Annotated in this window: 20 protein-coding genes; 5 read left to right on the top strand and 15 right to left on the bottom strand. The window is 48.4% G+C overall.

What is annotated here, in order from left to right:
* Nucleotides 1-12: 12 nt before the first annotated feature.
* Nucleotides 13-861, top strand: a complete 849-nt coding sequence (locus ACWJJ4_RS18700; protein ID WP_060674470.1) for a TetR/AcrR family transcriptional regulator — start codon at nt 13-15, stop codon at nt 859-861.
* Nucleotides 862-923: 62 nt separating this feature from the next.
* Here ACWJJ4_RS18700 and gatB read toward each other — a convergent pair whose 3' ends face one another.
* Genes gatB through gatC form a run of 3 tightly spaced genes read right to left on the bottom strand, consistent with a single transcriptional unit; the run spans nt 924 to nt 4,130 of the window.
* Entirely contained in the window at nt 924-2,354 is a 1,431-nt protein-coding gene (gene gatB / locus ACWJJ4_RS18695) for an Asp-tRNA(Asn)/Glu-tRNA(Gln) amidotransferase subunit GatB (protein WP_015388583.1), read from the bottom strand.
* A gap of 13 nt (nt 2,355-2,367) precedes the next feature.
* Nucleotides 2,368-3,825 (bottom strand): Asp-tRNA(Asn)/Glu-tRNA(Gln) amidotransferase subunit GatA, encoded by a 1,458-nt coding sequence (gatA, locus tag ACWJJ4_RS18690; RefSeq protein ID WP_060674468.1) that lies wholly within the window; start codon nt 3,823-3,825, stop codon nt 2,368-2,370.
* 14 nt (nt 3,826-3,839) lie between these two features.
* On the bottom strand, nt 3,840-4,130 hold the full coding sequence (gene gatC, locus ACWJJ4_RS18685; RefSeq protein ID WP_003155732.1) for an Asp-tRNA(Asn)/Glu-tRNA(Gln) amidotransferase subunit GatC: 291 nt from the start codon (nt 4,128-4,130) through the stop codon (nt 3,840-3,842).
* 420 nt (nt 4,131-4,550) lie between these two features.
* On the opposite strand from gatC, the gene putP reads away from it, so the two are divergent.
* Together putP and ACWJJ4_RS18675 are read left to right on the top strand one after the other, a co-directional pair.
* Nucleotides 4,551-6,029: a sodium/proline symporter PutP gene (putP, locus tag ACWJJ4_RS18680; RefSeq protein WP_007408914.1), complete on the top strand. Its 1,479-nt coding sequence runs from the start codon at nt 4,551-4,553 to the stop codon at nt 6,027-6,029.
* Between the two features lie 120 nt (nt 6,030-6,149).
* The gene (locus ACWJJ4_RS18675; protein ID WP_003155735.1) at nt 6,150-6,842 is read left to right on the top strand and encodes an MgtC/SapB family protein; all 693 of its coding nucleotides are present in this window, start codon (nt 6,150-6,152) and stop codon (nt 6,840-6,842) included.
* 36 nt (nt 6,843-6,878) lie between these two features.
* Here the strand turns inward: ACWJJ4_RS18675 and ACWJJ4_RS18670 are convergent, their stop codons facing one another.
* The 5 genes from ACWJJ4_RS18670 to ACWJJ4_RS18650 all read right to left on the bottom strand — a co-directional run bounded on the left by ACWJJ4_RS18670 (nt 6,879) and on the right by ACWJJ4_RS18650 (nt 14,320).
* Entirely contained in the window at nt 6,879-7,874 is a 996-nt protein-coding gene (locus ACWJJ4_RS18670; protein WP_015388584.1) for a phosphotransferase enzyme family protein, read from the bottom strand.
* A gap of 236 nt (nt 7,875-8,110) precedes the next feature.
* Nucleotides 8,111-9,307 (bottom strand): CamS family sex pheromone protein, encoded by a 1,197-nt coding sequence (locus ACWJJ4_RS18665; RefSeq protein WP_003155737.1) that lies wholly within the window; start codon nt 9,305-9,307, stop codon nt 8,111-8,113.
* A gap of 15 nt (nt 9,308-9,322) precedes the next feature.
* Nucleotides 9,323-11,329, bottom strand: a complete 2,007-nt coding sequence (gene ligA, locus ACWJJ4_RS18660; RefSeq protein WP_017419034.1) for an NAD-dependent DNA ligase LigA — start codon at nt 11,327-11,329, stop codon at nt 9,323-9,325.
* A 24-nt stretch (nt 11,330-11,353) separates the two neighbouring features.
* The gene (gene pcrA / locus ACWJJ4_RS18655; protein ID WP_176283171.1) at nt 11,354-13,573 is read right to left on the bottom strand and encodes a DNA helicase PcrA; all 2,220 of its coding nucleotides are present in this window, start codon (nt 13,571-13,573) and stop codon (nt 11,354-11,356) included.
* A 57-nt stretch (nt 13,574-13,630) separates the two neighbouring features.
* Nucleotides 13,631-14,320, bottom strand: coding sequence for a heptaprenylglyceryl phosphate synthase (locus ACWJJ4_RS18650; RefSeq protein ID WP_003155740.1), 690 nt, complete (start codon nt 14,318-14,320; stop codon nt 13,631-13,633).
* 195 nt (nt 14,321-14,515) lie between these two features.
* On the opposite strand from ACWJJ4_RS18650, the gene ACWJJ4_RS18645 reads away from it, so the two are divergent.
* Nucleotides 14,516-16,090 (top strand): FMN-binding glutamate synthase family protein, encoded by a 1,575-nt coding sequence (locus tag ACWJJ4_RS18645; RefSeq protein ID WP_167859952.1) that lies wholly within the window; start codon nt 14,516-14,518, stop codon nt 16,088-16,090.
* Nucleotides 16,091-16,124: 34 nt separating this feature from the next.
* Here the strand turns inward: ACWJJ4_RS18645 and ACWJJ4_RS18640 are convergent, their stop codons facing one another.
* From ACWJJ4_RS18640 to ACWJJ4_RS18630, 3 genes are read right to left on the bottom strand one after another with little or no spacing between them, the layout of a single operon-like run.
* Nucleotides 16,125-16,436 (bottom strand): YerC/YecD family TrpR-related protein, encoded by a 312-nt coding sequence (locus ACWJJ4_RS18640; RefSeq protein ID WP_003155745.1) that lies wholly within the window; start codon nt 16,434-16,436, stop codon nt 16,125-16,127.
* A 2-nt stretch (nt 16,437-16,438) separates the two neighbouring features.
* The gene (locus ACWJJ4_RS18635; RefSeq protein WP_063174586.1) at nt 16,439-17,434 is read right to left on the bottom strand and encodes a DUF3048 domain-containing protein; all 996 of its coding nucleotides are present in this window, start codon (nt 17,432-17,434) and stop codon (nt 16,439-16,441) included.
* Nucleotides 17,435-17,458: 24 nt separating this feature from the next.
* Nucleotides 17,459-19,201, bottom strand: coding sequence for an adenine deaminase (locus ACWJJ4_RS18630; RefSeq protein ID WP_003155748.1), 1,743 nt, complete (start codon nt 19,199-19,201; stop codon nt 17,459-17,461).
* Nucleotides 19,202-19,322: 121 nt separating this feature from the next.
* On the opposite strand from ACWJJ4_RS18630, the gene ACWJJ4_RS18625 reads away from it, so the two are divergent.
* Complete coding sequence (locus tag ACWJJ4_RS18625; protein WP_003155749.1) at nt 19,323-19,553, top strand: YgaP family membrane protein; 231 nt, start codon at nt 19,323-19,325, stop codon at nt 19,551-19,553.
* A gap of 165 nt (nt 19,554-19,718) precedes the next feature.
* Here the strand turns inward: ACWJJ4_RS18625 and purD are convergent, their stop codons facing one another.
* The 4 genes from purD to purM are packed head-to-tail and all read right to left on the bottom strand — an operon-like array spanning nt 19,719 to nt 24,164.
* Entirely contained in the window at nt 19,719-20,987 is a 1,269-nt protein-coding gene (gene purD, locus ACWJJ4_RS18620; protein WP_353575431.1) for a phosphoribosylamine--glycine ligase, read from the bottom strand.
* A 17-nt stretch (nt 20,988-21,004) separates the two neighbouring features.
* Nucleotides 21,005-22,543 carry a bifunctional phosphoribosylaminoimidazolecarboxamide formyltransferase/IMP cyclohydrolase gene (gene purH, locus ACWJJ4_RS18615; RefSeq protein ID WP_353575432.1) on the bottom strand — a complete coding sequence of 513 codons (1,539 nt, stop codon included), beginning with the start codon at nt 22,541-22,543 and terminating at the stop codon, nt 21,005-21,007.
* On the bottom strand, nt 22,540-23,127 hold the full coding sequence (purN, locus tag ACWJJ4_RS18610) for a phosphoribosylglycinamide formyltransferase (protein WP_204530338.1): 588 nt from the start codon (nt 23,125-23,127) through the stop codon (nt 22,540-22,542). Before purN ends, purH begins: the two co-directional genes overlap by 4 nt.
* The gene (gene purM, locus ACWJJ4_RS18605; RefSeq protein ID WP_003155753.1) at nt 23,124-24,164 is read right to left on the bottom strand and encodes a phosphoribosylformylglycinamidine cyclo-ligase; all 1,041 of its coding nucleotides are present in this window, start codon (nt 24,162-24,164) and stop codon (nt 23,124-23,126) included. Before purM ends, purN begins: the two co-directional genes overlap by 4 nt.
* Between the last annotated feature and the right edge of the window lie 84 nt (nt 24,165-24,248).

Raw genomic sequence — 24,248 nt, 5'->3', positions numbered from 1 at the left:
GGGAAGCACGTCATGAACGAAAAAAAAGAGAAAATCATAAAAACAGGCATCCATTTATTTGCCAAAAAAGGGTTTTCTTCAACAACCATTCAGGAAATCGCCGGTGAATGCGGAATTTCAAAAGGGGCCTTCTATCTTCATTTTAAATCAAAAGAAGACCTTTTGCTCTCAGCATGTGAGTATTACATCGGCATGTCTATGGAAGAAATAAAGAAAATCAAAACAGAACATCAGCATAAATCGCCTAAGGACGTATTCCGAAAACAAATCGCTTATCAATTCCAGGAATTTATGGAGCACAAGGACTTTATCATTCTCTTGCTGAGCGAAAAGGTCATTCCTGAAAATCAAAAGGTCAAACAGTATTTTCATGAGGCCAATATTCAATTTAACATGCTGTACCGGGATGCTTTGCTCTCCGTTTACGGAGATGCCGTCATACCGTTTATAGCGGATGCGTCCGTTATGGCGCAAGGAATAGTGAGCTCCTATATTCATTTCTTGATTTTTAATGAACATACGGCATTCCGGACGGAAAACGTGGCGGCCTTTCTGATTGCCAGAATCGATGATCTGATTACGGGACTGATAAGAGACAATCCCGATCCGCTGCTGCCTGAGGATATCTTCACTCAGCCGGCGGCGGACAGAGAAAGACTGCTTGCGGATATTCAAAAGATAAAAGCACAGCAGGGGCTGCCTGAGGACGTCCTCGTATCGCTTGAAGTCATTGAAGAGGAATACGCAAAGGAAGAGCCGCGAAAACCGATTATTAAAGGAATGCTATCCAACTTGGCAGGCAGCGGAAATGAGCAGATTGAAACGCTGCGGGCTTCCATTGAAACCTATTTCAGCTTATAAAAAAAGAGACCGGCGCTTACCGGTCTCCGTATCAGCAGCGCCCTTTCAGGCGGCTGCTTTTTTTATCGTTTTTTGATTTCTTCAAGTAAGATTTTGTTGACCATCGGCGGGTTGGCCTGTCCTTTTGAGGCTTTCATAATCTGCCCGACAAGGAAGCCGATCGCGCGGTCTTTTCCGTTTTTGAAGTCTTCAATTGACTGCGGGTTGCTGTCAAGCGCATCTGTTACCAGCTTCAGAAGCACGCTTTCGTCAGAAATCTGCACGAGGCCTTTTTCTTTAACGATTTTTTCTGCGTCGCCGCCTTTTTCAATTAATTCTTTAAAGACTTTCTTTGCGATTTTGGACGAGATGGTTCCTTTTTCAATCAGCTTAATCATGCCGGCAAGGCCTTCAGGAGTCAGTGCGACATCCTCAAGCTCTTTTTGTTCGGCGTTCAGGTAAGCTGAGACTTCACCCATCAGCCAGTTTGATGCCTGCTTGGCTTCCGCGCCTTTATTGACCGTTTCTTCGAAGAAATCAGCCATTTCTTTCGTCAGCGTCAGAACCATTGCGTCATAAGCCGGCAGACCGAGCTCTTCGATATAACGCTTGCGGCGCTCGTCCGGAAGCTCAGGAATGGTTGCTCTTACGCGTTCTTTCCATTCGTCATCAATGCAGAGCTCGACAAGGTCAGGCTCAGGGAAATAACGATAGTCGTCCGAACCTTCTTTGACACGCATCAAAATGGTTTTTTTCGTCGCTTCATCGTAGCGGCGCGTCTCCTGCTGAATGACTCCGCCTGACAGAAGCACCTGCTCTTGGCGTTTTTCTTCATGCTCAAGTCCTTTTTGCACGAACGCGAAGGAGTTCAGGTTTTTCAGCTCCGTTTTTGTGCCGAATTTCTCCTGGCCGATCGGACGGAGGGAAATGTTGGCGTCACAGCGCAGTGAACCTTCTTCCATTTTACAGTCGGAAACACCTGTGTATTGGATAATTGATTTCAGCTTTTCGAGATATGCGTAAGCTTCCTCAGGTGTGCGGATATCCGGCTCAGATACAATCTCGACAAGCGGCGTGCCCTGACGGTTGAAGTCAACGAGGGAATAGCCGTCGCCCGTATGCGTCAGTTTTCCCGCATCTTCTTCAAGGTGAAGACGGGTAATGCCGATTTTTTTCGTTTTTCCGCCGACTTCGATTTCAATCCAGCCGTTTTCGCCGATCGGCTTGTCAAATTGAGATATTTGATATGCCTTCGGGTTGTCCGGGTAGAAATAGTTTTTTCGGTCAAACTTCGTATCCGTTGCGATTTCACAGTTCAAAGCCATTGCGGCTTTCATCGCGAATTCGACCGCTTCTTTGTTCAAAACGGGCAGCACGCCGGGATAGCCGAGGTCGATGACGCTCGTTTGGGTATTCGCTTCCGCGCCGAATGGCGTCGGTGAGCTTGAGAAAATTTTAGATTTTGTTTTTAATTCCACATGGACTTCAAGTCCGATTACCGTTTCAAAGTTCACTTCATTTCACCCCTTACAGTTCAGGTTTCGCTTTATGATGATCTGTTGCCTGCTCAAAAGCATGAGCGACGCGGTATACAGTGCCTTCATCGAAGTGTTTTCCGATGATTTGCAGTCCGAGCGGCAGTCCGTCCGCAAATCCGCACGGCACGCTGATTCCCGGCACACCCGCGAGGTTGACAGGGATCGTTAAAATATCGTTGGCGTACATTGTGAGCGGATCGCTGGTTTTTTCGCCGATTTTGAATGCCGGTGTCGGCGTTGTCGGTCCGACGATGACATCGTATTTCTCAAATACGTCTTCAAAATCTTTTTTAATAAGCGTGCGCACTTTTTGCGCTTTTTTGTAATACGCGTCATAGTAGCCGGAGCTGAGCGCGAAGGTGCCGAGCATGATGCGGCGCTTCACTTCGTTGCCGAAGCCTTCTGAGCGCGTCTGTTTATAAAGGTCGATCAGGTTGTCCGCATTGTCTGAGCGGTAGCCGTAGCGGATGCCGTCAAAGCGCGCAAGGTTTGCAGACGCTTCGGAAGAAGACAGCAGATAATATGTCGCAAGCGCGTATTTGCTGTGCGGCAGAGATACTTCTTCCCATGTCGCTCCGAGATCTTCAAGCACTTTTAAAGCGGCTAAAACCGATTCTTTCGCTTCTTTGCCGACGCCTTCTCCGAGATATTCTTTCGGCACGGCGATTTTTAAGCCTTTAATATCGCCAGTTAATGAAGAAAGAAAGTCCGGCACTTCGACATTGGCGCTCGTAGAGTCCATTTTGTCCGGGCCTGAAATCGCCTGAAGCAGGAATGCGTTATCTTCTACGTTTCTTGTGATCGGTCCGATCTGGTCAAGTGAAGACGCAAAAGCGACCAAACCGTAACGTGACACGCGTCCGTATGTAGGCTTTAATCCGACGACGCCGCAGAAAGAAGCCGGCTGACGGATGGAGCCGCCCGTATCAGATCCGAGTGAAAACGGCACTTCGCCGGCTGCAACCGCAGCTGCGGAACCGCCGCTTGATCCGCCGGGAACCGTATCGAGATTCCAAGGGTTTTTCGTCGCTTTGTACGCGGAGTTTTCAGTAGAAGAACCCATCGCGAACTCGTCCATATTCAGCTTTCCGATCGTGATGGCTTCAGCGGCTTGAAGACGCTCCACAACCGTCGCATCGTAAATCGGATCGAAGTTTTCGAGGATTTTGCTTGAGCATGTTGTGCGAAGCCCTTTGGTCACGATGTTGTCTTTGACGCCGATCGGCATTCCGAAGAGAAGACCGTGTTCAGACCGTCCGTCAACCGCTTCGTCAAGTTCTTTCGCGTAAGCGCGGGCTCTTTCTTCATCAAGCTGTAAGAATGCCTGCACCTTATCATCCACGGATGCGATCCGTTTGTAAGATTCATCAACAAGATCGGAAATCTTGATTTCTTTTTTATGTATCATTTGTTTCAGTTCTGTGATTTTGTGATCAAATAATGACATACTGTCTCCCTCCTTTAATCCAGAATAGATGGCACACGGACATAGCCGTCTTTATGATCGGGAGCATTTTTCATGACATCCTCGACCGGAAGGCCTTTACCCGCTTCATCTTCTCTCATTACGTTTTTCATTTTCAGCACGTGTGTTGTCGGTTCCACGTTATCCGTGTCCACTTCATTAAGCTCCTCGGCAAACGAGATGATGCTGTCAAGCTGTTCTGTGAACATTTCAGCTTCTTCATCTGTAATGGCGAGTCTCGCCAAATGAGCGACATGCTTTACTTCTTCTATAGAAATTCGTGACATAAGATCCACCTCCGCATAATTCTCCGTTTCGTCATATAATACTGATCATATCAAAAACGAGCCCTCTAAAGCAACAAAACGCCGCCTTCTGAGGCATGATGAAACCCTCTCTATTTTATCCTAAATCGGGGAGAAAGAGAAACGAATTATATGTCAGAAAATTTTTACTTTTATAATTTATTGGTAGCGTTTTCATCTCTAAGCTGTTCTATGTTGGCGGGGATTTTTTCCTTGAGCGGGCCAGGTTTCGAGAGTTGATTGATCGGGGATACTTTGTTAGGTTTAGTAACCATAGCCGGCACTAAATATGTGATTCGCATGGAATGATGACTAAAGGCTGGATCGCCGGCGCATATTCCGGCACTACTAATCTACAGAGGTGATGCAACATTTACATGAAAGAAGAGAGGGTCCAAAAACGTGAGTATTGAATTAATTATATCTCTTGGCATTTACTTTGCTGCCATGCTGTTAATCGGCTGGTACGCATTCAGAAAGACAACGAATATTAATGATTACATGCTGGGCGGAAGAGGACTCGGCCCGTTCGTAACGGCGCTGTCCGCAGGTGCGGCGGATATGAGCGCATGGATGCTGATGGGAGTTCCCGGCGCAATGTTCGCAACGGGGTTATCGACCTTATGGCTGGCGCTCGGTTTGACGATCGGCGCGTATTCAAATTATCTGCTGCTTGCTCCGAGGCTGCGCGCTTACACGGAAGTTGCGGATGATGCGATTACGATTCCCGATTTTTTCGATAAACGGTTCCGCCACTCGTCATCATTGCTGAAAATTGTTTCCGCCGTGATTATTATGATCTTTTTCACACTGTACACATCGTCCGGGATGGTATCCGGAGGCAGGTTATTTGAATCGGCATTCGGCGCCGACTACAAATTCGGTTTGTTTTTAACGGCCGGTGTTGTTGTCCTTTACACGCTGTTTGGCGGTTTCCTCGCTGTCAGTCTGACTGACTTTGTACAGGGAGCGATCATGTTTGCGGCATTAGTGCTTGTGCCGATCGTTGCTTTTACCCAGCTCGGGAGCGTTTCAACGACGATTGATTCGATCAACGCCGTTAACCCGAAACTATTGGATATCTTTAAAGGCGCGAGCGTCATTAGCATTATTTCTTATTTGGCATGGGGACTCGGCTATTACGGCCAGCCTCATATCATCGTACGATTTATGGCGATTAAAGAAGTGAAAGATTTAAAACCCGCCCGCAGAATCGGGATGAGCTGGATGGTTATTTCAGTTGTCGGTTCATTGCTGACCGGGATTATCGGGGTTGCGTATTCTCATCACTTCGGGGTCTCCGTAAAAGATCCGGAAACGATTTTCATTATTTTTTCTAAAATCTTGTTCCACCCGCTGATTACGGGCTTCTTGCTGTCTGCGATTTTAGCGGCGATCATGAGTTCCATTTCCTCACAGCTTCTCGTAACGGCAAGCGCCATTACGGAAGATTTATACCGCGCCTTTTTCAGACGGGAAGCGAGCGATAAAGAATTGGTCATGACCGGACGCCTGTCGGTATTGATCGTGGCCGTTATCGCCATCCTGCTTTCCATGAATCCGAACAGCACCATTCTTGATCTGGTCGGATATGCGTGGGCTGGCTTCGGTTCGGCTATCGGCCCGGCGCTCTTGCTCAGTCTGTACTGGAAACGGATGAATGAATGGGGAGCGCTTGCGGCGATGATTACCGGGGCCGCGGCCGTTTTAATCTGGATTACGACAGGGCTTGCCGCTTCAACCGGCGTATACGAAATCATTCCGGGATTCTTCCTCAGTCTGATTGCCGGTATTGCCGTCAGCCTGCTGACCAAAAAACCGGCCGATGCTTCTTATCAGCTGTTCAGCCGGATGGAAGCTCTTTTGAAAAACAAGAAATAGACAAAAAGCCGTCAGATTTTATCCCTGACGGCTTTTTTCTTCCGCACTTGTCCTGCTATAAATACTGTGAGAAAATCATATCAATTTATTATAAGAAAAATTGCGGAGGTGCTGTGCAAATTGAGCTGGCCTATCGAACCAGACATTTTATTAAAGCTGGGCATTGCCACGCTGATCGGCATGATCATCGGTCTTGAACGAGAACTGAAAAACAAACCGCTCGGACTGAAAACCTGTATCGTCATCGCCGTCAGCTCCTGTATGCTGACGATCGTCAGCATTAATGCGGCATACCATTTCCCAAAATATTACCGTATCATGATGGATCCGCTCCGCCTTCCCGCCCAAATCATTTCCGGCGTCGGTTTTATCGGCGCGGGCGTGATCCTGCGTAAAAGCAATGACGTCATATCCGGCCTGACGACATCGGCTATCATCTGGGGCGCGGCCGGGCTGGGTCTGGCTACAGGCGCCGGCTTTTATAAAGAGGCGTTCGCAAGCCTCTTGTTTATCCTGATCAGTGTCGAATTTCTTCCGTGGCTGATCAGAAAAATCGGTCCCAACCGCTTGAAGGAAAAGGATATCCGCGTGAGAATGTCTCTTTCCGATAAAGACAAAATGACCGAGATTTTAAAGGAAATGAAAAGCAAACAGCTCCGCATTCACTCCGTCCGGATTGATGATCTGGGTGAAAAAGAATTTCCGATTATGGAAGTGAAAGTCAGTGTTCATAAAAACCGCTACACCACTGACGTCTATTATGATATTAAAGAAATTCAGGGCGTCGTCGGAGTGAAATGTGATACGTTATAAAAAACGCCGGGCTGGATTCAGCCGGCGTTTTTCTATTTATACGAATGCAGAAAATTGATACTCCGTAATCGGTGTTTCATTTTCGATATCGCGCCTGAAGGCTTTCAGCATCCCGAGTTCCTCGTCCCCGAGTGAATTGAGGTCAAACGCCTGATGCAATAATCCGTAGATCAGCATATGGCGCAGCCGGAGGAAATCCGGGATGTGTTCAAACCATGCGGAATCAAGGTCATTTTCTTCCCTGTAGCCTTTCATAAAGTGAGTCATGAATTCACCCGTAAACGCGGCCTTGTCTTCATACGGGATGACCGGATACCACAACATGTTGTACAGCAGAATACTGATATCATTCACAAACCAATTGTAGCCGATATCATCAAAATCAAATGCAGTGATTTTTCCGTTGTCCCAATTGAAATTGCCATGATGCAGATCGGCGTGCACAAGGCCGTAGTTTTCAGGATTCTTCGGCAAACGGCGCAGTTTTTCCATTAGAGCATCCGCCCGCTCAAATACGAGATGCTGATCTGCGGGCACGTATTTTCTCAGCTTCAGCTGCTCCTCTTCATCCCATTCCTGCCTTTTATATGCCGGATCGCTCAGACGGTAGCTTTTCGTCAGCCGGTGCATGTTCCCCGTGTACTTTCCAAGCTGGTAAAACAGAGTTCCGTTCCAGTCTGATTCCTCCACTTTGCGTCCGGGCGCTTTTTCATAGACTCTTAATAAAAACGCTCCGCCTTTTCCGTCCGGCACTTCTTCGACATCTTTGCCATTTAATGAAGGAATCGGCTTTGCTACTGAAAGCCCTCCCTTTGCCAGATGATGAAGCCATTCCATTTCTCCGAGAATATATTCCGGTGTTCTTCTGATCGTATGCGTAATTTTTAAGATATACGGTTCGTTATCTTTCACAATTTCATATACGTAGTTCTCTGCGTCCGCGATAAATTGAAACTTGGTAAATCCGTATATTTCACCTGCTTCAGCGAGCACCTTATCTTCCTCAAAAATCGCTTTAATATCTTTATGCATGCTGATTCACCCTTTTCATAACGTTTGTAGGCGGTGTGTGTACTCAGCAAATGTCATTCATCAACATTCCTGCCCTTCTTTTTTCACAGCAGATTCGTAACATCCGCTTAGAAATGCAATGTGTTTTCCTGTTAATTCCTAATTATACAAATATCTTAACATACCTCATTCCTCTCTCCAACGATATTCACACTAAAAAACCCTTGCTCATACAGAAATGAACAAGGGCATCTTGGTTAATCGTAAATATGGACGGTCGGTTCTTTGTCACCCGCATTGCGGACGATCAGCGCTTCCTGCCCGTCAGACGAGGTAATGTTAATTTCGACATCAACTGAGCCTTTTGAATAATAATCCATCAGCTCACCTGTTAAGTATTGGGTAAAGGCGATGACTTCGCTTTTCCCGTAAAATTGCATCGGGATTTCAATCTTCATTTTTCTCATTTCATCGTTTTCGTACATTGCCGTTCCGACAACTCCTGTGTAATTCGGGAAGTAGCTGTCGATGGCGTTTTTGAAGCGTTTAAACACTTCGGAATCATCAGGGTATTTCTTTGCCGTGTCTGTATCCGCCGGATAGAAGACGTATTTTTCTTTAACATCATCCCAGTTTGAAATGGTGGATGAGCCGGCTTTGACTTCTGTTTTTGCAATGTAATTTCCCGGTACGATTGATGTTTTCGGCGCTTGTTTATAAAGGGCGACGGTAATCGGCACATTTTTCAGGTTATCCATTTTCCGAAGGCGGTTAACGACTTCCTGTGCGATTTCTTCCCCGTGGCTGCGGATCGTTTTGTCGCTGAGCTCCACTTCCTGCTGCGGATCACCTGTGTTTTCGCGGTAATAGTAAACAGAGTTGAGAGCGAGACCGATCATGACACCGCCAAGCTGGATGGAATTTTTATCTTTTCTTACTAGGTAATCCTGCTCAAGCATGGACGCTAAGTAAATCGGGCTGTTTTCGTTTTTCTCTTTTGCTGATCCCGAGCTTGGCAGCACCGGGTTTAAGCCGAGATTCTGGAAATTGGCGTCTGCCTTTTTCGCCTTTTTCAGATCACTGCCCTCTTTTTTGCGGTCAAGCCAGCTGAGTACCGTGTCCTCATCTAAATACTGGCCTTCCTGATACAAATAGTCATCCGTCGGGAACGTGTCTTGAGCGAGCCGCATCAGCCCCGTCTCGAATTCATCGATGTCCAGCCTCGTGTTCAGCCGGTCCGCGGTCAGGCCGCGCGCTTTTCCGGCCTTAAACGGGAGCACCATTTTATAGTAGGAATCAGAGATATTATATTTCGGTATGATCGCTTTTTCAGAAGACTTTGCCGTTTTCTGCGTGATCTCTTCCTCTTTTTTTCCCCCGAAACTCGGCGAACAGGCCGACAGCATGAGTACTGCCGCCGTTGCCGTCGCCGCCAATGCCAACATCTTTTTCAATAGAAAACACTCCTCTTATTTCTTTAGCTCTCCCAATAGCTGTGCTTCATTCCATACTTCAATGTTTAATTCCTGCGCTTTTGTCAGCTTGCTTCCGGCCGCTTCTCCGGCAATCAGCAAGTCTGTTTTTTTGCTGACAGATCCCGTCAGCTTTCCGCCGAGCGCTTCAATCTGCGCCTTGGCTTCATTTCTGGACAGCTCTTCAAGCTTTCCGGTTAACACGATGGTTTTGCCGGCAAAATAAGAGTCGCTGTCCTCCGCTTTTACTTTTTTCGGGCCTTTGTAGAGTGTGTTCACACCGAGTTCCTCAAGTTCATTCAAAAGCTCAAGCATTTCCTCTTTGCGGAAATAGGTGATAACGGCATCGGCCATCTTTTCGCCGATTTCATCTACCGCAAGCAGCTCTTCTTCCGTGGCTTGTTTCAGATTTTCCAGGCTTTCAAAATGCATGGCCAGTGTTTTGGCCGCTTTTGAGCCGATAAAACGGATGCCGAGACCGAACAGCAGGCGTTCCAGCGAATTCTCTTTCGACTTTTGGATGGAGCTGATCAGATTGTCAGTTGATTTTTCCCCCATCCGCTCAAGCCGGATAACCTGTTCTTTCGTCAGCTTATACAAATCAGCGACATTACGGACGAGATGTTCACGGAAAAGCTGTGTGATGACACGTTCTCCGAGTCCGTCAATATTCATCGCGTTGCGTGAGACAAAGTGAATCAGGCCTTCTCTGATCTGCGCCGGACATTCCGGATTGATGCAGCGCAGCGCGACTTCCCCTTCAATGCGGACAAGTTCGCTTTCGCACTCAGGGCAGCTGGTCGGCATATTGAATTCTTTTTCTTCCCCGGTCCGCTGTTCAATTAAGACATTGACGACCTCAGGGATGATGTCGCCCGCTTTTTTGACGACCACTTTATCGAGAATGCGGATATCCTTCTCTTTAATTAAATCTTCGTTATGAAGGGATGCTCTTGAGACCGTTGTTCCCGCGACTTTTACCGGTTCCAGAACGGCGGTCGGCGTAATAACGCCCGTTCTTCCGACATTCAGTTCGATATCGAGCAGTTTTGTCACGACCTCTTCCGCCGGGAATTTGTAAGCAATCGCCCAGCGCGGGCTTTTTGCCGTATACCCGAGTTCTTCCTGCTGGTCGAGCGAATCGACTTTGATGACGATTCCGTCAATTTCATAAGGGAGATCGGCCCGCTTCGCCTGCAGCTCTTCGATCATTTCAATGACTTCATCTATCGTGGCGCATTTTTTCCGTTCCTGGTTTGTTTTAAAACCGAGCTCATCCAGAAAATCCAGGCCCTGACTCTGTGTTTCCACACCCATTTCGTCAAGCTCCGCTATACTGTAGACGAAGATGTCAAGATTTCGTTTCGCTGCAATTTTCGGATCGAGCTGTCTGAGTGAGCCCGCAGCCGCGTTCCGGGGATTGGCGAACGGCTCCTCTTCATGTTTCAGCCTTTCTTCATTGAGCGCTTCAAATGACTGTTTCGGCATGTACGCCTCTCCGCGCACTTCTATGGAAAGATTCCGTTTCATTTTCAGCGGAATGTTGCGGATCGTTTTTAAGTTTTCCGTGATATCTTCGCCCGTCGTTCCGTCTCCTCTTGTCGCGCCTCTGACGAAATAGCCGTCTTCATAACGGAGAGAAACAGCAAGACCGTCTATTTTCAGCTCCACATTGTAAGCGACGCCGTCACCGACAGCCTGACGGACGCGGCGGTCAAAATCGCGGAGATCATCATCGTTAAATGCGTTGCCGAGACTGAGCATCGGCGTGCCGTGCTGCACCTTTTGAAAAGATTCAAGCACCGCTCCCCCGACCCGCTGTGTGGGCGAATCAGGCGTTCTGAGCTCCGGGTGCTCTTCCTCTATGGCAATCAGCTCCTGCATCAGTCTGTCGTACTCGGAATCCGGCACGCTCGGTTCATCTAAGGTGTAATATTCATAACTGTACTGATCGATGGTGCGGCGCAATTCTTCTGCCCGGTGTTTCGCTGTTTCTTTGTCCATCATGTTCTTCCTTTCCTCTTCAGGTTACTGCTTTTCAATCGGCGCAAAAGCTGCAAGCAGACGCTTCACGCCGACTGGGCTCGGGAATGCGATATCAAGCTCGGTGCTTTCGCCTTCTCCTTTTACGCTGACAACCGTTCCGGTGCCCCATTTTTTATGGCCCGCTTTATCGCCGACCGCCCAGCTGAGCGAGTCGCCGCCTGTTTTGTTCGCATAGGAAACAGGACGGGATACGGGCCCGCGTTTCGGCTGCACTTTTCGTCCCGGCTGCATGCGAGGTGTTTTCTTCTCATTTAGGTTCTCCAATAAATCGCCAGGTATTTCCCTGATAAAGCGGGATTCCGGATTCATATTGGTGCGGCCGAATAAGGTTCGCATTTTAGCATTCGTTAAATACAGTTCTTCTTCCGCCCTCGTAATGCCTACATATGCGAGCCTGCGTTCTTCTTCCATCTCGGCTTCTTCCATCAGGGAGCGGCTGTGCGGGAACACGCCTTCTTCCATGCCCATTAAGAACACGACTGGAAATTCAAGCCCCTTAGCGGCGTGCAGTGTCATTAAAGTGACGGCATCCTTTCCGCCTGCTTCTTCTTCCTTCTGGTCGAGCTGATCAATATCCGCGATCAGCGCCAGATCGGTCAGAAACGCGACGAGAGACTTGTCTTCGCTTTTTTGTTCGAAGTTTTTCGTCACGGAAAGAAACTCGTCGATATTTTCAAGGCGGCTTTGGGCTTCGATTGATTTTTCGGCCTTCAGCATTTCTCTGTATTCCGTTTTTTCGAGAATTTCTTCCGTGAGTTCCGTAATGGACAGGTAATCCTGCATGTTCGTCAGATTTTCAATCATCGCGCCAAAGCCGTCAAGCGCGTTTGCCGCTTTTGCGCTGACTCCGATGAAATCAACCTGTTTGATCGCCTGGAACATTGACATTCCGTTCATCGCCGCATATGACGCGATTTTTTCTAGCGAAGTGGCGCCGACGCCCCGCTTCGGCACATTGACGATCCGCGTAAAACTGATGTCGTCGTCCGGATTTGACACAAGGCGCAGGTATGCAAGAATGTCTTTAATTTCTTTCCTGTCGTAGAACTTGGTTCCGCCGACGATATTGTAGTTCAGACCGGATTTTAAAAGGGTTTCCTCAATGACGCGCGACTGGGCGTTTGTCCGGTATAAAATCGCGATATCGGAAAGCTTCCGCCGCCCCGAGCTGTGCAGCTCATAAATTTTGCCCGCGACGAATTGGCCTTCGCCGAATTCATTGTCGCCGCTGTAATAAGAAAGCTTGATGCCTTCGTCATTTTCCGTCCACAGGTTTTTCGGCTTGCGGTTTGAGTTGTTTTTGATCACTTCGTTAGCAGCTTGCAGAATCCGCTTTGTTGAGCGGTAGTTTTGCTCGAGCAGAATCACGTTTGCGCTCGGGTAATCTTTTTCAAAGGAAAGGATATTCGCGATATCCGCCCCGCGCCATCTGTAAATGGACTGGTCGGAGTCACCGACGACGCAGATATTTTCAAGGCGGGCCGCAAGCTGCTTTACAAGCAGGTATTGCGCCCTGTTCGTATCCTGATACTCGTCTACGTGAATGTACTGGAATTTGCGCTGATAAAACTCAAGCACTTCCGGCACACGATCGAAAAGCTTAATCGTCGTCATGATTAAATCATCAAAATCGAGCGATTGGTTTTTCAGCAGTTTTTTCTGATAATCGGTATACACGTCACTCGTGACCTGATCGTAGTAGCCGCCGGCCGTTTTTGCGAATTCCTCAGGTTCGATCAGCTCGTTTTTGGCGCTGCTGATGGAGCCTAAAATACTTCTCGGATCAAACTTTTTCGGATCGATATTCCGCTCTTTCAAAATCCCTTTAATAACGGAAAGCTGATCAGCCGTATCAAGAATGGAGAAGTTTCGGTTGATGCCGATTCTGTCAATATCCCTGCGCAGAATCCGCACGCACATGCTGTGGAAGGTGGAAATCCAGATTTCATCCGCGCCGGGTCCGAGAATGCTCTCCACCCGCTCCTTCATTTCTCTGGCGGCTTTATTTGTAAAGGTAATCGCCAGAATGTTCCATGGCGCCACGTGTTTTTCCGCCATTAAGTATGCGATTCTGTGCGTCAGCACACGTGTTTTTCCGCTTCCCGCGCCCGCCATCAGAAGCAGCGGACCGTCCGTCGTCTTGACCGCTTCCTGCTGAACGGGATTTAATCCGCTTAATAATTGATTGCTAATGTAATTCATATCCGTTCACCGCCTATCAAACATATGTTCTATCATAAATCAATTTCGTTCGCTTGGCTACTTTGTCTTTACAGCCGCCACCGTTTTGAGCGCCTGATCAAAATCTTCATATACGGCATTTCCGACAACGATGACATCGGCATGACGGCCGAACCGTTCCGCCGTTTCCGCGTCTTTAATCCCGCCTCCGTAAAACAGGACGGACTTGTCCAGCACAGCCTTCGTTTTCTCCACCGTTTCTATGTCCGCCAGCATCCCGCTGTATTCCAGATAAAAAATCGGGAGATGAAGCAAATGTTCCGCGACCCGCGCATAGGCGAGAATATCTTCTGTTTCTATATGTGTATCCGCCTCCGTCAAAGCGGCCGCCTTACAATCAGGGTTGACGATGCAGTAGCCCTCCGTCACGATTTCCTCCATTGACATGAGCTCTCCGTATTCTTTCATCGCCTGATGATGCATGCCGACAATCCAGTCCGCCTTTTTGCTGTTGAGCACACTCGGAATGAAATAAAGATCAAACCCGGGCACAATGGAATCAATCGTCGACACCTCAAGTACGCACGGCACTAAAAACCGCCGCACCTTTGACATCAGTCTCAGCACATTGTCCTCGGTGATATTGTCGCTTCCTCCGATCACAATGGCGTCAGTCCCTGATTCACAAAGCCGTTCCAGCTGTTCATCCGGTAAATCTTTATTCGGATCGAGTTTAAAAACATGCTTCCACTCGTTAACATCGTACATGCGTTTTCGTTCCTCCATTCGTTTCTTGCCATTTAAACATTATAACAAATTCGTTTGGCCCGGAAAAACGGAAAAAGACGTCATTCACCTGATTCACAAAAAAAGATTGCGCTCCGCCCGATGGGAAACGTCTATGTTTGAAAACAGACAATATGTGGAATGTCAAAGAGAAAAAAGGCAAGGAGTCTGGTCTCAATGGAACAAGCCATTATCGTACTGATTTGTATATTGATTTTTATTATTTTAGTTCCCGCCGCATTGTTTCTCTGGATATACATAAGAGACGAAAAGCAGGAAGAACATTCAGTGCTGCGCAATTATCCCGCAGCGGGAAAACTGCGCTATATATTTGAAAAAATCGGACCTGAGCTGCGGCAGTATTTATTCAGCAATGATAACGAAGAACAGCCGTTTTCCCGGAGAGAATATGAACAGACGGTCATGTCGGGAAAGTATAAAAGCAGAATGATGGGCTTCGGCTCAGAACGGGATTTCGATCAGCCGGGCTATTATATCCGTAACGCCCTCTTCCCGAAACAAAGGGAGGAGCTGCGCACAGATCAGACGCCGAAGATCGACACGATGGTATACAAGATTGACAAAGACAACCTGCTGAAACGCAGCGAACACCGTGAAAAAGCAAAAGCGGACCCTTATTACCTGCATCCGGACGATGTGCAAGTGATCGGCCGCGACACATGCAAGAAACCGTTTTATGTAAAAGGGTTAATCGGACAATCAGCGATGAGCTACGGCTCACTTGGCGACCGGGCAATCACCGCCCTGTCAAAAGGGCTGCACCAGGCCGGCGGCACATGGATGAATACAGGCGAAGGCGGTCTGTCTGAATATCACTTGAAAGGCGGTGCGGATATTATCTGCCAAATCGGCCCCGGGCTGTTCGGCGTGCGCACTGAAGATGGAGAATTTTCATGGGAAGAATTTAAGAAAAAAAGCCGCCTCGAGCAGATTAAAGCCTTTGAATTAAAGCTTGCGCAAGGGGCGAAAGCAAGAGGCGGTCATATTGACGGTTCAAAGGTGACCGAAGAAATTGCCGCCATCAGAAATGTGCAGCCCGGACAATCCATTGACAGCCCAAACCGCTTCAACGAATTCTCAAATGTTCCGGACATGCTTGATTTCATTGAGAAATTAAGAACTGTCGGTGAAAAACCGGTCGGCATCAAAATTGTCCCGGGCAGCCGCAAAGACCTTGAAGACCTTATTTCCTGTATGAGTTCATCAGGCAAACTTCCCGACTTTATTACGATTGACGGCAGTGAAGGGGGAACGGGAGCTTCTTTCCATGAACTGGCGGATTCCGTCGGCCTGCCGATTCTGACCGGCCTCCCCCTTGTTGACGGCCTTTTGAAGACATACGGTATAAGAGATAAGCTGAAAATTTTCGCATCCGGAAAGCTGCTCACTCCGGATAAGATTGCCGTTGCCCTCGCGTTAGGCGCGGATTTTGTCAATATTGCCCGGGGAATGATGTTTTCAGTCGGCTGTATCCGTGCTCAAGTATGCCACACCAATCATTGTCCTGTCGGAGTGGCGACAACCGATCCAAAACTTCAGCGCGCGCTCAGTATCGAGGATAAACAGCACCGCGTCTGCAACTACGTGCTCTCGTTGCGTGAAGGGCTGTTTCACCTTGCCGCGGCGGCGGGTATCAGCTCGCCGATTCATTTCTCAGCTGAACACATCGTATACCGGGAGGAAGACGGAAGCCTGAGGGAACTTTCCGGCCTTTTGAATCAGCACGCATAAAAAAACCGCCTGCCGTCATCGGCAGAGCGGTTTTTTACGTAGCTGAGGAGGATTCTCCTTTGTTTACGCGGTCAAGCGCCATTTCATAGGCGTCGTTCCCGTAATTTAAGCAGCGCTTCACCCGGGAAATCGTCGCTGTGGAAGCACCCGTTTCGCTTTCAATTTTGTGATACGTATTTCCTTCGCGGAGCATTCTCGCCACTTCCAAACGCTGCGCCAGCGATTGGATTTCATTAATCGTACAAAGATCGTCAAAGAAACGATAGCATTCCTCCAGATCTTTCAGCGATAAAATAGATAAAAATAACTGGTCCAGTTCTTTTCCGCGTAATTTATCGATTTGCATCGTCAAACACCTTCTCCTTTACTAATGGAAGCTGCATCGAGATCAGGCACGATATTAATCCATGTCTTTCCTGGCACAAACGGAAGAATCTCACCGCCTTTTACGGGCAGAATACGGCCGTCTTTATATTCCCAGTCTGACTCTATAACATCGCCGTGCTGAAGCAGGAGGCCCTTCCCCCCTGACTGAATATCGATGGCCCGCCTTCCATCTTTGTCTGTCATGCGATGGCCGGCTTCAACAATAAAAATGTTGTGCATGGCTAAAGGCTTTCCGGTCTCCCGGTCTGTCGCTTTCACACCATCAGAGCTTCTTGTATAAGCATCAGCTTTTTTATCATAATCGTATTCGACAAGATTTGTAACGTTTTGTGTTCCATAATCTATCCGAATATTGTAGGTTTCGTTTCCGGGTTTTGCATCTGATGTCTGAAATGGGAGCGGTTCTGTTTTTCCGTTCAGCTTGTATCCTTTTTGTTCCGCCGCCTTCCTGATATTGTCATACGACGTGTAGGAATTGTGGGGCGGCTTGCTGAAATCGGCTCTCCAAAACAGGCTGCCGTCAAAATCCAAACCGTTTATATAATCGTAAGTTCCGGACTCCAGCTGCTTTTTAGCGCCGGGACTCCAGCCATGATGGACAAATATGCTGTTAAACCCGCTGCTGAGCGTGACAAAATATTCCCTCGCGCTCCGCACAGGCCCGACCGTTTCCGGCATCTCACTTTGAAAAATCGCGAGAAACCGCGTAATCCGGCCCTCCGCGAGCGCTTCGATGACAACATCCGCCTTTGACAGCCCGGATTGGGGCCTCGCCTTCGGATGATTGTTCACTGCGACTGCAATCGGACGGCGTTCTGCGAGCTTCTGCTCAGTTTTCAGCCCCGTTAAAGGAGCTTCCGCTTCTTTCGGCTGCACCTGATCGGCATTGTTCTGCCGGCAGGCGGCAAGCAGCAAAAACGCAAAACAAAGCATACAAACGGTTTTCCATCTTTTCATATGTCGGCTCCCTGCTTTTATATTTTAACGCATTATCGATGGAAAGAGTACAGTTTTTTTCATCACGTCGAATATTCCTCTCGGCGTAATGCGGATATAAGGCAGGTGTGTGCTCTGCAAAAAGAGCAGCGTATAGATCGGATCGCAGAATCGGTAGCCCCGCTCCTCCAGCAGCGTCCTCAGTTTTTGCTCTTTCTCAAGCACTTCTTCATAATTCTCCGCAGATGCAGAACCGTTTAAGGCGAGGGGGATCTCATGCAGAATCTTCCCGTTTTCGGCAAGCACGATTCCGCCGCCGATTTCTTTCATCCGTGAGAAAGCGAGCAGGATATCTTCTTTATTTTTTCCGGCAGCGATAATATCTCCGGTTGTCGTGTAGGAACTGACAAAGCCCTGCACCCGATCGGCAAAACCTTTCAGCATTGTATTGACCCGCCATTTTCCATGCTTATCGAGAAGCGTGAGATAGCATTCATCATGATCAAAAGAAAGCTGGTCAACAGAATTATCAATCGCAATCATATACGGCTCCATAATGACGGCGTTGCGCATTATCACACCCATCGGCATTGAAAACTGTAAATCATCCATCGTCATATCATATGAAAGCTCAAGAGGGACAAGACCGCCCTTTTTCCAATCTGTTTCTGTAAACGCATTCATATTTCGGCCGTCTTCCCTCAGCAGGATGCCTTTGGAGATCACCGTGACCGGGTCCGGATTCATCGGGTCATCGAGAATGTTCAATGAAGCAAGCCGGCCCGGACCGATCACACCGAGAAAGTCATCCATCTGATAATATTTCGCGATATTAAAGGAGGCCATATTGTAGGCGTCAATCGCCGGAACCCCTTCCTCCAAAGCGATTTTGATTAATTCATTCGTCATGCCGCCTTTATAAAAATGCGGCGTCGCTCCATCCGTCGTGTAAAAGAAATGATCATAATGCCGGAAGCCTTTTTGATGGAGATCCTGCAAAATCGTTCTCAAATCAGGGCGGATGGATGAATGTCTGAGCGAAACATAGTAACCCAATTCAAGCCGTCTCATCACCTCGTCGCCATTCATCGCCTCGTGGTCAGAATCAGCCCCGAACAGTTTCATCTTCGTCAGTGTTTTTTCAGAGGCTCCGGGAAAATGCCCTTCTATCCGCTTGCGCAGTTTCTTTGTCGCCTGCATGCAATGAAGCATCAAGTCATCGCCGTCCATGAGGCGCGGCCATCCGGTCAATTCTCCGCCTTGAATGACATCCGGGTGCTCAATCCATTGCTTGCGGACATCAAAAGAAAGGAGCTGATCCTCATTCAGCACTTCAGTCTGCAGATCATATCTGGACCACCAGAAATATTGCACCGGCTGTTTTTTCAGTTCTTCCAATATAGTAAGCGCTTTCTTTTTACCGCTGTGCAAAAGAAAAAACAAGTTATCATTAACAAACGTCGTTGTTCCGAATTGAGACACATATTCGGCGAGCGTTTGGGGATTATATATTTGAAAAGGATGTGTATGCGGTTCAATGTAACCTGGCACAATGTATTTTCCTTCACAATTTATGGTATGAATGTGCTCTGCTGCATCAGGAAGCTCATGACCAACATATACAATTCGGTCTCCGTAAATCCAGACGTTTTTTTTCAGCCATTGTTTTAAAAAAGGATTTAATACGAGAGCATCCCGTAAAAGTAGCGTTGGAAGCAGCTTTGAGTCTACAACATCCGCCTGTGATCTGATGTCTTTATTTTTCCAGTTAAAGGTACGTTCGGACATTCACATACTCTCCTTCGCTTATATTAGACCCATCGTATCACATCCGCACAATTATCGCACGGCTAAAACGTTACAAATTATTGAAGATGAATGAAAAACTTTTTCTAAGGGAGCTGAAATGATGAAACCGAATATCAGTTTATTAAATGCCGTTATGCGCATCACTTGCGGCCTCACCATTTTGTCTGCCGCTTCAGCAAAATACACGAGAAAACCTTGGTGCAAGATGCATCTCTTCTGTATGATGATGGGCGCGATGAAAGCGGCGTCCGGCATCCTCCGCTTCTGTCCGGTGACATATATGTTCCAAGCCGGAATGAATCAGGATGACAGCCATCAGCAAGAAAAATAACAAGCCGTTTCGGCTTGTTATTTTTTTCTCCTGTCCCGCGAGTATGAGAAGAATCTGCCGGCGATCCCGGCATCACAAAAGCCGGGACAGAATTCAAGACTGCATGACAATCTTAGTCGTCATTCAGAAGAAACCCGCATCTTTTAAGACGCGGGGGTTTCCTCTTTATCGCTGCGATGCTTTCAGCGCACGGGCGCCGATATCGCTTCTGTAAAACAGTCCGGGTTTTGTCAGCCCTGAAACGGCGCTGTACACTTTATCCCTCGCCGCTTCAAATGTCTCAGCAAATGCCGTGACATTGGCGACCCGGCCGCCGTTCGTAACAAATTGTCCGCCGTCTTTTTTCGTTCCGGCATGAAAAACGGCGATCCCGTCTTCAGCGGACGTCAAACTGCCGATCGGCGTCCCTTTCGCATAGCCTTCCGGATAGCCTTCAGAAGCCAAGACAACGCTGACCGCGGCCGTATCCTTCCATCTTAGGTCAACATCTTTCTCATGCAGAAGATCTAAGAGCACCTGAATGAGGTCAGATTCCATTCTCGGCACGACGACCTGTGTTTCCGGATCTCCGAAGCGCGCGTTGAATTCAATGACCTTTGATCCGTCTTCCGTCAGAATCAGCCCCGCGTACAGCACGCCCGTGAAGGAGCGCCCCTCTTTCACCATTGCTTTTGCCGCCGGCTTCACAATCGTTTCGACTGCGCTTCTGACGATATCATCGGAAATGTGCGGCACCGGTGAGTAGGCGCCCATTCCGCCCGTATTCGGCCCTTTGTCTCCATCGAAGGCGCGTTTATGGTCTTGAGCGATGACCATCGGATAGACGGTCTCCCCTTTTACAAACGCCATTAAAGAAAATTCTTCGCCGGCGAGAAACTCTTCAATGACAACAGATGCGCTCGCCTCCCCGAATTTCTCGTCCTCAAGAAAATCGTGCAGGCATTCAATCGCTTCTTCTTCCGTCATCGCGACTGTGACACCTTTTCCGGCGGCAAGTCCGTCCGCTTTAATGACAATCGGCGCGCCTTTTTGCTGTACATATGCTTTCGCCTCTTCAAATGAAGTAAACGTCTCGTACTCCGCCGTCGGAATGCCGTGTTTTTTCATTAAATCCTTGGCAAACTGTTTGCTTCCTTCAATAATAGCCGCTTTTTCAGACGGTCCGAAAACAAGCAGTCCGGCTTTTTCAAACTGGTCGGCTATCCCTTCAATCAGAGGAACTTCAGGGCCGATAATCGTCAGGCCGACATGATGTTCTTTCGCAAACGCAATGAGTGCGGCATGATCGCTTTCTTCAATGTTGACCAGTGTCGCGCAGTCTGCCATACCGTCATTTCCGGGCGCGGCGTACACCGTGTCAACAAGCGGGCTTTGCGCCGCTTTCCAAGCCAATGTATGCTCTCTGCCGCCTTTTCCGATAATCAATACATTCACGCTTCGTTCCCCTCCCCTTAATGTTTGAAATGTCTGATGCCGGTGAATACCATGGCGATGCCGTATTCATCCGCTTTTTTAATTGAATCTTCATCGCGGACCGATCCGCCGGGCTGGATAATCGCCGTGACACCGGCTTTTGCGGCTTCTTCGACTGTATCCGGCATCGGGAAAAACGCGTCTGATCCGAGCGTGCTGCCTTTTGCTTTTTCTCCGGCCTGCTCAATGGCGATTTTGGCTGAACCGACGCGATTCATCTGTCCTGCGCCCACACCGACCGTCATATGGTCTTTTGCAAGCACGATCGCGTTGGATTTCACGTGTTTGACGACTTTCCAGGCCAGCTTCAAATCTTCCCATTCCTGCTCGCTCGGCTCTCTTTTTGTCGGAATGCTGATGTCGGCGTCATCAAATCCATGGACGTCTAAATCTTGAATCAAAAGACCGCCCTGTACGGAAGTCAGCTGTTTTTCTTTCTTTCCTGATGCGGTCACGTCAAGCGTGAGCAGACGAAGGTTTTTCTTCGCCGTCAGCACGTTCAGCGCTTCTTCACTGAAAGAAGGGGCGATAATGATTTCTAAAAAGATGCCGTGAAGGGCTTCAGCCGTTGCCTGATCAACTTCACGGTTCAGCGCGATGATGCCGCCGAAAATGGAGGTTTTATCAGCTTCATACGCTTTATTGAATGCTTCCTCAATTGAAGCTCCCGTACCGACTCCGCACGGATTCATATGTTTAACGGCAACAGCTGCGGGTTCTGTAAATTCCCGGACGATTTGAACGGCCGCATCCGCGTCCTTAATATTGTTGTAAGAAAGCTCTTTGCCGTGAAGCTGTTTTGCCGCCGCGATGGAACCGGAGACAGGACGTGCGCTTTGGTAGAAAACCGCCTCTTGGTGAGGGTTTTCACCGTAGCGGAGCGACTGTTTTTTCTCAAAAGTAACGGTGAATTGCTCAGGGTCTTTCTCACCGGCCTCGCGTGTTAAGTAATCAGCGATTAATGCGTCGTATGCCGCGGTATGGCGGAATACTTTGGCCGCAAGCTCGCGTTTTCTTTTGAGCGAAACGCCGCCGTGTTCTTTCATCTCATTGAGCACAGAGCTGTAATCGGCCGGATCTGTGATGACCGTCACATCCTGATGGTTTTTCGATGCGGCGCGCAGCATGCCTGGGCCGCCGATATCAATGTTTTCTATCGCTTCATCGTATGTTACGTCTTCTTTTGAAATCGTTTCTTTAAACGGATAAAGGTTGACGACCACAAGGTCAATCGGTGCAATGCCGTGCTCATTGATCTGCGCCATATGCTCTTCATTATCTCTTACGGCAAGCAGACCGCCGTGAATATTAGGATGGAGCGTTTTTAACCGACCGTCCATAATTTCAGGAAATCCGGTCACTTCTGAAATGCCGATGACATCCACACCGTTTTCCTGAAGAAGTTTTTTTGTTCCTCCGGTCGAAATGACTTCGACGCCGAGCTCTGTCAGTTCCTTTACGAAAGGTACGAGATTTGTTTTATCAGAAACACTGATTAGTGCGCGTTTGATTGTCATGCCTTTTCACCTCTGTTATTTAGTCCCAGCAGCCGTTTCACAACGCTCGGATACCATTTGTGCTCAAGCTCGTGTATTGTACGCTCTATGTCTTCAAGCGTATCGTTTTCCTGTATTTCAAATGCTTTTTGCGCGATAATCGGTCCGGTGTCCATGCCTTCGTCGACGTAATGAACGGTAATACCCGCCACTTTCACACCGGCCCGATACGCCTGTCCGACAGCGTCAATCCCAGGGAATGCCGGAAGAAGCGAGGGATGTATATTAATAATGCGGCCCCCGTATGCTTCAAGCAGCGTATCTCCAATCAGTCTCATATAGCCGGCGAGAACGATTAATTCCGCCCCGTGCAGGCGCAGCTGTTCAATAATGGCCTGTTCAAAGGCCGCTTTGTTTTCAAAAGATGACGGTTCAAAGGCGAATGACGGGATATGTAAAGCCTCCGCCCTTTCCGCCGCCTTTGCCTGAGGCTTATCCGTCACGAGAAGCGAGAGCTCCGCATCCCACTTCTCTTCTCTCATGCGTTTGGCAATGGCCTCGAAGTTCGATCCGTTTCCTGAAGCAAATACCGCAAACTTTTTCATGAAAGAGCCGCACCGCCGAAAGAAATGCCTTCGCCCCGCTTGACCCGGCCGATCAGATAAGCCTTCTCGCCCTGAGCTTCAAGCGTGCCGATGACGTCTGTCAGGTTTTCTTCTTTAACGGCAAGGACAAAACCGATGCCCATATTAAAAACATTGAACATTTCTTCTTCTTTCAGCTTGCCGTGCTCCTGCAGAAACGGAAAAATCGGCGGGATCGGCCATGATCCGTGATCAATTTCCGCGCTCAATCCGTCCGGCAGCATCCGCGGGATGTTCTCGATGAATCCTCCGCCTGTCACATGCGCCATGCCGTCCACCTTACCGCTTTTCACCGCCTTGAGCACCGGCTTCACATATATTCTCGTCGGTTCCAGCAATTCTTCTCCGAGAGGACGCGCAAACGGTTCATAGACAGTATCCAAATCAAGTCCGCCGTCATCAAGAAGCACTTTTCTCACAAGGGAAAATCCGTTGCTGTGAAGGCCGCTTGAAGTAAGTCCGATTAAGAGATGCCCCTCTTCGATATGTTCACCGGTGACGATTTCGTCTTTTTCCGCGACGCCGACTGAAAAGCCCGCAATATCGTATTCATCAGACGTATACAGCCCCGGCATTTCCGCCGTCTCACCGCCGATAAGCGCTGATCCTGACTGCTCGCATCCGTCCGCCACACCCTGAACGATCTGCTCAATTTTCACCGGATCAGCCTTGCCGACCGCCAAATAATCAAGGAAAAACAGCGGCTCCGCTCCCTGGGCAAGCACATCGTTTACACACATCGCGACCGCATCGACGCCGATCGTGTCATGCTTATCCATTGAAAATGCGAGTTTCAGTTTGGTGCCGACACCGTCTGTTCCGGAAATCAAAACAGGCTTTTGATACGGAAGCTCTGACAGATCAAACATTCCGCCAAAACCGCCCAGGCTTCCCATAACGCCGAGCCTTTTCGTGCGCTCCACGTGTTTTTTCATTCGTTTGACGGCTTCATATCCGGCTTCGATGTCAACCCCGGCATTTTTATAAGCATCAGACATCCCTATCACTCCTTGTCAATTCGTTTCTCCTTAAAAGGCAGAAAGAGAAAGGCAGCCTGAATTCCCGCTGCCTTTATGTCATTT

It is taken from the genome of Bacillus sp. JK62, assembly GCF_053663455.1.
The sequence above is the reverse complement of the archived record's forward strand: the minus strand, read 5'-3'. Positions and strand labels throughout refer to the sequence as shown.